This is a genomic window from Phormidium pseudopriestleyi FRX01 (assembly GCF_017313335.1).
GTDB lineage: Bacteria > Cyanobacteriota > Cyanobacteriia > Cyanobacteriales > Laspinemataceae > Laspinema > Laspinema pseudopriestleyi.
Window position 1 is genome coordinate 1 of sequence record NZ_JAFLQW010000428.1, and the last position, 8,193, is coordinate 8,193.

At 50.3% G+C, this 8,193-nt stretch carries 10 protein-coding genes; 7 read left to right on the top strand and 3 right to left on the bottom strand.

Annotation, left to right across the window (positions count from 1 at the left end):
• From J0895_RS16115 to J0895_RS16135, 5 genes are all read left to right on the top strand, one after another.
• Window positions 1-189 (top strand): hypothetical protein (locus J0895_RS16115; RefSeq protein ID WP_207089063.1); only part of this gene is annotated, 189 nt, incomplete at its 5' end.
• A 459-nt stretch (window positions 190-648) separates the two neighbouring features.
• Window positions 649-1,629, top strand: coding sequence for an alpha-ketoacid dehydrogenase subunit beta (locus J0895_RS16120; RefSeq protein WP_207089064.1), 981 nt, complete (start codon window positions 649-651; stop codon window positions 1,627-1,629).
• A 95-nt stretch (window positions 1,630-1,724) separates the two neighbouring features.
• Window positions 1,725-3,143 (top strand): protein translocase subunit SecD, encoded by a 1,419-nt coding sequence (secD, locus tag J0895_RS16125; RefSeq protein WP_207089065.1) that lies wholly within the window; start codon window positions 1,725-1,727, stop codon window positions 3,141-3,143.
• Between the two features lie 27 nt (window positions 3,144-3,170).
• Window positions 3,171-4,157, top strand: coding sequence for a protein translocase subunit SecF (gene secF, locus J0895_RS16130; RefSeq protein WP_207089066.1), 987 nt, complete (start codon window positions 3,171-3,173; stop codon window positions 4,155-4,157).
• Between the two features lie 74 nt (window positions 4,158-4,231).
• A complete protein-coding gene (locus J0895_RS16135; RefSeq protein ID WP_207089067.1) occupies window positions 4,232-4,672 on the top strand; it encodes a hypothetical protein in 441 nt (146 codons plus the stop codon).
• A 106-nt stretch (window positions 4,673-4,778) separates the two neighbouring features.
• Here the strand turns inward: J0895_RS16135 and J0895_RS26440 are convergent, their stop codons facing one another.
• Window positions 4,779-4,904, bottom strand: coding sequence for a hypothetical protein (locus tag J0895_RS26440; protein WP_277989852.1), 126 nt, complete (start codon window positions 4,902-4,904; stop codon window positions 4,779-4,781).
• Between the two features lie 116 nt (window positions 4,905-5,020).
• Here J0895_RS26440 and J0895_RS16140 point away from each other — a divergent pair, with 116 nt between their 5' ends.
• Entirely contained in the window at window positions 5,021-5,851 is an 831-nt protein-coding gene (locus tag J0895_RS16140; protein WP_207089068.1) for an alpha/beta hydrolase, read from the top strand.
• Between the two features lie 205 nt (window positions 5,852-6,056).
• On the top strand, window positions 6,057-6,686 hold the full coding sequence (locus J0895_RS16145; protein WP_207089071.1) for a precorrin-8X methylmutase: 630 nt from the start codon (window positions 6,057-6,059) through the stop codon (window positions 6,684-6,686).
• A 32-nt stretch (window positions 6,687-6,718) separates the two neighbouring features.
• On the opposite strand, the gene J0895_RS16150 is transcribed toward J0895_RS16145, so the two are convergent.
• Both J0895_RS16150 and dapB read right to left on the bottom strand, forming a co-directional pair.
• A complete protein-coding gene (locus J0895_RS16150) occupies window positions 6,719-7,414 on the bottom strand; it encodes a phosphate ABC transporter permease (protein WP_207089069.1) in 696 nt (231 codons plus the stop codon).
• Between the two features lie 206 nt (window positions 7,415-7,620).
• The coding region (gene dapB, locus J0895_RS16155) for a 4-hydroxy-tetrahydrodipicolinate reductase (protein WP_207089070.1) at window positions 7,621-8,193 on the bottom strand (573 nt) is incomplete at its 5' end.

Consider the following 8,193-nt stretch of genomic DNA (forward strand, 5'->3'; position numbering starts at 1 on the left):
AATGATTCACGCGCTAACTTTCCCGACTTGACAACTTGTAACCTTTCTTACTTCCAGTCTAATGTGCCAAACTCAGACGCGGAGCATCTCATTTTGGTCGCCCTCACCCTAAATCCCTCTCCCATTTTGGGAGAGGGACTGAGGGTGAGGGCTTCTCCCATTTTGGGAGAAGCCTGTCCTGAGCCCTGAGCCCCGCCGAAGCCTGTCCTGAGCCCTGAGCCCCGCCGAAGCCTGTCCTGAGCCCTGAGCCCCGCCGAAGCCTGTCCTGAGCTCTGAGCCAGTCGAAGGGTCGAAGGGGGTCGAAGGGGGTCGAAGGGGGTCGAAGGGGGTCGAAGGGGGGTTGGGGGATGAGGGCCAACTGTCCAAATTGAGATGCTCCCCTCAGACGCCGGTACAGTAGAGATGAGAAACCGGGGTTATGCCAGAAAATTTGTAGCCATTCGCAGCTTTCTGAGGGCCATCACCCCGGTTTTTGGACCCTAGAGCATCAGTACAGGAGAGAGAAGACAACCCCGGGGGGCTTATCCGACCCAGTTAATCCAGGACCAACCTCCTAGAATCTCAAACTGTACCGATGCTCTAAAATCTCTAGCGTCTGGAAAATGCAATGGTATAAGATAAAAGCTTGTCCCATTACCCACCTTGAAGATGGCAGAAACCCTTTTCTTCAACGCGCTCAAAGCAGCCATTGACGAAGAAATGGCCCGCGACCCCACGGTATTCGTCCTCGGTGAAGATGTCGGTCAGTATGGCGGATCCTACAAAGTCACCAAGGACCTGTACGAAAAATATGGCGAACTGAGAGTTCTCGACACCCCGATCGCGGAAAATAGCTTTACTGGGATGGCTGTTGGTGCAGCCATGACGGGATTGCGCCCGATTATTGAAGGCATGAACATGGGCTTTTTGCTCCTCGCCTTCAACCAAATCGCCAACAATGCGATGCTGCGCTATACCTCCGGTGGCAACTTTACAATGCCGATGGTGATTCGCGGTCCCGGTGGGGTTGGACGACAACTCGGTGCAGAACATTCCCAACGCTTAGAAACCTATTTTCAGGCCGTTCCTGGGTTAAAAATGGTGGCCTGTTCCACCCCGTACAACGCCAAAGGATTGCTTAAAAGCGCCATTCGGGACAATAACCCCGTGCTATTTTTCGAGCACGTCCTTCTTTATAATTTGAAAGAAGACCTGCCCTCGGAAGAATACCTGGTGCCTCTGGATAAAGCAGAAGTGGTCCGACGAGGTAAAGATGTCACAATTTTGACCTATTCGCGGATGCGCCATCACGTTCTGCAAGCGGTGCCGCAGATCGTAAAAGACGGGTTTGATCCGGAAGTCATTGACTTAATTTCCCTAAAACCCCTGGATATCGAAACCATAGGCGAATCGCTCCGCAAAACCCATCGGGTGATTATTGTAGAGGAAGCGATGAAAACCGGAGGGATTGGGGCTGAAATTATTGCTTCAATTAATGATCGGTTCTTTGATGAGCTGGATGCACCTGTGCTGAGACTTTCGTCCCAGGATATTCCCACGCCCTACAATGGTACCTTAGAGCGATTAACCATCGTGCAACCGCCGCAAATTGTCGAAGCGGTGCAAAAAATGGTTGGCCTAAAAATATAAGACAGTGTTGAAATATGAGTTTTGAGTTTTGAGTGAAATTGGCTAAATTTACAACTTAAAACTCAATTCTCAACCCTCTAGAAACAGGTAAAGTCATGCAAAAAAACCGTTCATTATTGGCTTTAATTCTGGTTCTGGTTATTGCCGCGATCGTTGCGTTGGTGAATGTCCCGTTCCGGTTGGGATTGGATCTTCAGGGGGGTTCCCAACTCACCCTTCTGGTGCGACCCTCGGAAGAGGTCCCGCAAATTACCTCCTCCGTGATGGAAGCTGTGCAGAGCGTAGTCAGAAACCGGGTTGATGCCCTTGGGGTATCTGAACCCATTGTTCAGTCCGTCGGGACGGATCAGATCCTCGTCCAACTCCCGGGGGTCAGCGATCCCGCCCAAGCCGAGCGGGTGCTAGGGGGGACAGCCGTCCTGGAGTTTCGCGAAGAAACCGCGAGTCAGGAAATCCGGGCGCAACTGGACGTGCGGATTCAAGAAGCCACCCAAATCGCCCTAGAGTTGGGGGCGTTACAAGAATCGGGAGAACAGGGACAAATTGCGGAAAAGCAAGCTGAGTTCGATCGCAAACGCGAAGAAATTCAGGAACTGAATCTCCAACTGTATGAAAAAACCCCCCTCACAGGTTCTAACCTTGAGGATGCCTATCCCGAACCAGCGCAATCCGGGGGTGGGGCTTGGAATGTCGGTCTGGTCTTTGATAACGAAGGCGGAGAACTGTTCGCCCAACTGACCCGGAATCTGGCAGGAACCGGACGGACTCTGGGGATTTTTCTGGATGAAAAACTGATTAGTTCTCCCACAGTACCCCCCGAATTTGCCACCACTGGGATTACAGGCGGACGTGCGGTGATTCAAGGCAACTTTGCTGTGGAACAGGCCAATGACCTAGCGGTCCAATTGCGCGGTGGGGCTTTGCCGGTGCCGGTAGAAATTGTGGAAAATCGCACGGTTGGGGCGACCCTGGGGCGCGATAGCATTGTTAGAAGTATCTATGCCGGAATCGGGGGCCTGCTGTTGGTCCTGATTTTTATGGTGGCCTATTACCGTTTACCCGGTGTGATTGCTGATCTGTCCTTGATCATCTATGCCACTCTGACTTTAGCCAGTTTCTCTCTGTTGGGGGTGACCTTGACGCTACCGGGAATTGCTGGATTTATCCTCAGTATTGGGATGGCGGTGGATGCCAATGTTCTGATTTTTGAACGCACCCGAGAAGAATTGCGGGCGGGAAAGAGTTTGTATCGTTCGGTGGAGTCGGGTTTTTACCGAGCTTTTTCGAGCATTTTGGATAGCAATGTCACCACGCTGATTGCCTGTATCGCCTTATTTTGGCTGGGTGCAGGTTTGGTGAAAGGCTTCGCGTTGACTCTGGGAATTGGGGTGGCGGTGAGTATGTTTACCGCGATTACTTGCAGTCGCACGTTAATGTTTTTGGCAATTAGTGTTGATGACCTTCGCAAGCCCGAACTGTTTTGTCCGAACCTTCAAAATGTTAGGAAAGTTTAGGGGGATGTGTTACCAGAGGCAGATTCGATGAAATTAGATGTTAATAAACAGCGCCGATTGTGGTGGACATTATCCGCAGCAGTGGTGGTGGCTGGGTTGATTTCGATGGTGATTTCCTGGCAGATGTTGGGGACACCCCTGCGTCCCAGTCTGGATTTTGTTGGGGGGACTCGGTTGCAGTTGGAATTGGATTGTTCCGTTCCAGAAAATTGCGATCGCCCGATTGAATCGGGGACGGTGCGCTCAATTCTCACCACCCAAGGCTTGGGCAACAGTAGCATTCAAGTGGTCGGTGAGGACAGCTTGGGGTTATCGATTCGCACCTCTAATTTGGATGTGGAGCAACGCACTCAACTGGTCAATTCTTTAACGGAAGAACTCGGCAGTTTTGATCCACAAAAGAGTCAAATTGATACAGTAGGTCCAACGATTGGCCGTCAATTGTTGACTCAAGGACTCTTGGCGCTGATTGTCTCGTTTGCGGGAATTATTGTCTATATCAGTTTCCGGTTCCAGTTCGATTATGCCCTGTTTGCGATCGTGGCTTTATTCCATGATGTCTTAATCACGGTGGGGATTTTCTCGATTCTGGGACTGGTTTTAGGGTTAGAAGTGGATAGCTTATTTATTGTGGCGTTGCTCACCATTATCGGGTTCTCGGTGAACGATACGGTGGTGATTTACGATCGCATCCGGGAAAACCTCGCTCAGGATAAGTCTAATCGCCCCATTGATCAAATTGTGGATGATGCGGTGAATCAAACCCTGGGGCGATCAATTAATACCACGGCTACCACGATGTTACCCCTGGTTGGGATTTTCCTGTTTGGGGGGGAAACTCTAAAATTCTTTGCCTTAGCCTTAATTGTAGGATTTTTGGCCGGGGTGTATTCCAGTCTGTTTTTAGCGAGTACCTTGTTAGTCTGGTGGCGAGAACGGAATGGAACAGGAATGTCTCCAGTTCCAGAGGGTCCCACCCCGGTGGAGGCATCCCCAGACTCTAATGAGGTTTAGTCAGGGTTAATGCTGCGTCGTTTTTCTGGATTTAGCGAGGTTGAAGTGATCTTCTATCAATTGAGATTGCTCTGATGGAGAACAATCACGAGTTTAGCGATCGCCCCCTCGACTCCGTTCCGCTGCAACAGGACCCCACGTTCGAGCAAGAAGTGCAACGGTTACATGAGTACACCGTTGCCGCTCGTTGGGTGGTGGTGTTGCTGCTGTGGCTCACGGTGGGGAGTTTTAGCCTGTGGGCGTTGCGATCCGATATCCGACTCCTGTCTGAACATTTTACCTGGGCAAGTCTGCGCTACGCCCTAAGTATGCGATACAATCCGATCCCGGCGATCGGACTCACTTTCACTGTGAGTATGACGGTTGCGGTCCTGGTTTGGCAAAGTCGCAACATCTTATTTGGAATGCCACAATCAGAGCGATCGCGCTTAGAACAACAACTGCTGAGGATTCGCCAACAGGGTCTCTCTCATCCCCTCTATTCCTGGATTGTCCAGTCTCCCCGCCTGAAATAACAACCCGTCATCCCAAATCTGGTTGTCAAAAGTCAGTTTTCTTTCTTAGAGATTTCCCTAAATAAAATGGGTGCATCCGATGTTTAGACAGTCTGCCCTCATCCCCTTACAAGAGTAGGTTTTTTACTTCCGGTCCCCCTTCCGGTCCCCCTTCCGGTCCCCCTTCCGGTCCCCCTTCCGATGCCAAGGTCCGGGAACCGTCGCTGAAGTTAATAGTAAGGCGAATCACCATAAACGTAAAAACCTACTCTTGTAAGGCCCTCATCCCCCGGAGCCCCATTCTCCCAAAAAGGGCGGCTTTCATTGGGATGCTCCCAATAAAATGGTGCAAGTAGTAGGCTGTAATCTATGAATCCGAAACTGAAGCATCTCCTGATTGGCGATTTTTCTCTCAAGCGGTTGGTTAGATCGCTCCTGTTTGTTTATGTCTCCATTGGCATTTATGGCTACTTCTTTTCCGAACGGATGATATTTATCCCCCAACCCGCTTCCTATTCTCAACTGCCGGGACTGCTGAGTTTAACTTCGGCCAATGAGAAGCAAATTGCAGCGGTTTATTTAGCCAATCCTCAAGCAGACTATACGATTCTCTATAGTCATGGCAATGCGGAAGATTTAGGGGATATTTTGCCGGTTCTGACTCAACTCCAAACTATCGGGTTTTCGGTGTTGAGTTTTGATTATCAAGGGTATGGAATTTCTGAGGGAAATCCGACGGAACGGAGGGCGGTTGAGGATATGGAGGCGGCCTATTTTTATTTAACGGAAACCCTGAAGATTCCGCCCGAGCAAATTATTGTTTATGGGCGATCGGTGGGTGGGGGACCGGCGCTGGAGTTGGCCGATCGCTATCCCGTGGGTGGATTAGTGGTAGAAAGTTCATTTACTTCCATTTTTAGAACCGTGACGCGAATTCCGATTTATCCCGTGGATAAGTTTAATAATATTCGGAACATTCAACGGGTGAATTGTCCAGTGTTGGTGATTCATGGGACTGAGGATGAGGTGATTCCCTTTTGGCATGGGGAGGCATTGTTTGCGGCGGCACCGTCACCGAAGCAATCGCTGTGGGTGGAGGGTGCGGGACATAATGATTTAATCCTGGTGGCAGGCGATCGCCATTCCGCAGCACTCCTGGAGTTGGTGGGGTCACTGAACCCGAACTCCTCGGCAGAGTGACCCTGATTGGCTCCCAAGCGCCCCAAATAGGGTCCCGAGAAACCAAAACGGAGCTATTGGTAGAAGGGCGATCGACTGGTATGATTGTGCTGGCTAAGGGAAATAGCACACTCTTTGCGCGATCGCTCTTTTAGGCTGTCCCGAAACCGGGATAAACTAGGGCGATTCAGTTTGAAAATTAATGATTCATCACAAAACGCTAAAGATGGAATGGCACGGCAGCGATGCTCAGAGTCTGGCAATTATTGACCGGGAAATCGGGGATCACATTTTCTCCCCGGCGGAGTATGAGATTGTGCGGCGGGTAATTTATGCCACCGCTGATTTTGAATATAAATCCCTGATTCGCTTTTCTGAACAAGCACTCCAGGCGGGTGCGGCAGCGTTGGCGGCACGTTCAACGATTGTGGTGGATGTCCCGATGGTGCAAGTTGGCATTTCCCCCCACATCCAAAACACCTTTGCCAATCCGGTTTACTGTTCTATGGATGCGCTCACCCGTCCTCAAAAAGAAAAAACCCGTGCTGCCTGGGGAATCGAAACCCTCGCTAAACGCTATCCTGAAGGCATTTTTATCCTGGGTGAGGCCCAAACTTCCCTGACGACCCTAGTCGAGTTAATCGAAGCGGAGGAAATTCGTCCCGCTTTAGTGATTGGGACTCCTGCCGGGTTTGTCGGGGTGGATGCGGCAAAGGCGAGACTGAATGACTCTCTGATTCAAAATATTCGGGTGGATGGACGCAAAGGGAGTGCCGTGGTTGCAGTTGCTATTTTAAATGGATTGGTAGACTTGGCATGGCAAGCGTATGGACAGGAAGGACGGGGAATGATTTGAGGATAAATTATAGAATTTATAGTCCTAAATTTCTACCTGAATTCTTCTTCTCGACGCACTCTCCGTTTGCGGGGTCTGTGTGAATTTAATTCTTCCATTTGTTGGCTGATTTCTACAAATAAATCCCGGCGTAAATAGGGATAGTCACTAATCCAAAAGTCAATGCGGGGGAGGTAGATATTGGAGACTTTGGCAATGCGTCCGAGGTCGGTGCGGTTGGACATGACCACCATTTCGGCAACATCCCCCGGGGCGATCGCCTTGTGTTCTTTCCGCAAGGGAACCAGCACTCGCGTACTAAATCCGGTTTCGTCACCGACTTCTAAATTCAGTCTTCGTTCGCGATTCTCGACGATGACCAGTTCTCCCCTAGGACTGACGGTTTCTTTGGTGCCGACGACTTCTTCTGTGACAAAGACATCCCAGACTTCTCCGCGCCAAAATCCACTGTATTTATAACGCCGACATTGGTAATTTTCTCGGGACGCGGAGGCGATCGGTCCCCATAACCAATAGAGACCGACGATGATGCCAGCTATTAATGAAAAAGGTCGCCAGTTATCCGGAAGTGCATTGGCGGTTAAGGTCAGCAGTCCAATTCCCGCAACGCTTATGAGGACGCGCTTTAAAATTTTGTCAATTTTACCCCCATAATAAGCATATTGAGCGCCGGTGGCGATGCCGGGAATGAGTTGTTCAAAGGTTTCACGGGTTAAGGGAATTAGCATTGTTAATAGGGTTCTGAATCGGTTAATTATTCAAAGATAAAGGCAAGAGAAACAGTGATCGGGCTTGGTCTCCAAACCCTCTGATGGGCTTGGAGACCAAGCCCCTAACGCTGATTTAACCGGATTGGCTTTCGGTGGATTAAGGGGGATTTGGGTCACCTGACGCCATCCGGGTAGGGGTTTGGTCTCCAAACCCTCTGATGGGCTTACAACAGTTTTTCTAGGCCATAAACGAGGGTTTTGAGTTCGAGGATTTTGCGAATACAGAGCAAAACTCCGGGCATATAACAGGCCCGATCGCTGGTGTCGTGACGGAGGGTATAAACTTGACCCGGTGCACCAAAAATCACCTCTTGGTGAGCGATTAAACCCGGGAGACGGATACTGTGAATGCGAATCCCTTCTCCCGCATCACTGCCACGGGCCCCGGGAATTTTTTCGGTTTCTTTAACCTGGGGAGGATTAAAGGTTTTGCCCATTTCTGCTAACATTTGGGCAGTTTGAATGGCGGTACCACTGGGGGCGTCCGCTTTTTGATTGTGGTGGAGTTCGATGATTTCTACATGGTCAAAATGTTGCGAGGCAGCGATCGCCGCTTGTTGTAACAGAACCATGCCAATGGAAAAATTGGGAATGATGGCACAACCCATGCTAGATTTTTCCGCAAAGGCAGCGAGTTCTTGAATCTGTTCGGGACTCATGCCGGTGGTGCCAATCACGGGGCGGATCCCATAAGCGATCGCCGCCCGCGTATTTTCATAAACCGTGTTGGGATGGGT

What these genes read in the sequence shown, in the direction of transcription:
- secF (WP_207089066.1), top strand. Translation starts at nt 3,171, where the DNA reads ATGAAATTAGATGTTAATAAACAGCGCCGATTGTGGTGGACATTATCC.
- J0895_RS16135 (WP_207089067.1), top strand. Translation starts at nt 4,232, where the DNA reads ATGGAGAACAATCACGAGTTTAGCGATCGCCCCCTCGACTCCGTTCCG.
- J0895_RS16150 (WP_207089069.1), bottom strand. Translation starts at nt 7,414, where the DNA reads ATGCTAATTCCCTTAACCCGTGAAACCTTTGAACAACTCATTCCCGGC.
- secD (WP_207089065.1), top strand. Translation starts at nt 1,725, where the DNA reads ATGCAAAAAAACCGTTCATTATTGGCTTTAATTCTGGTTCTGGTTATT.
- J0895_RS16140 (WP_207089068.1), top strand. Translation starts at nt 5,021, where the DNA reads ATGAATCCGAAACTGAAGCATCTCCTGATTGGCGATTTTTCTCTCAAG.
- J0895_RS26440 (WP_277989852.1), bottom strand. Translation starts at nt 4,904, where the DNA reads ATGGTGATTCGCCTTACTATTAACTTCAGCGACGGTTCCCGGACCTTG.
- J0895_RS16120 (WP_207089064.1), top strand. Translation starts at nt 649, where the DNA reads ATGGCAGAAACCCTTTTCTTCAACGCGCTCAAAGCAGCCATTGACGAA.
- J0895_RS16145 (WP_207089071.1), top strand. Translation starts at nt 6,057, where the DNA reads ATGGAATGGCACGGCAGCGATGCTCAGAGTCTGGCAATTATTGACCGG.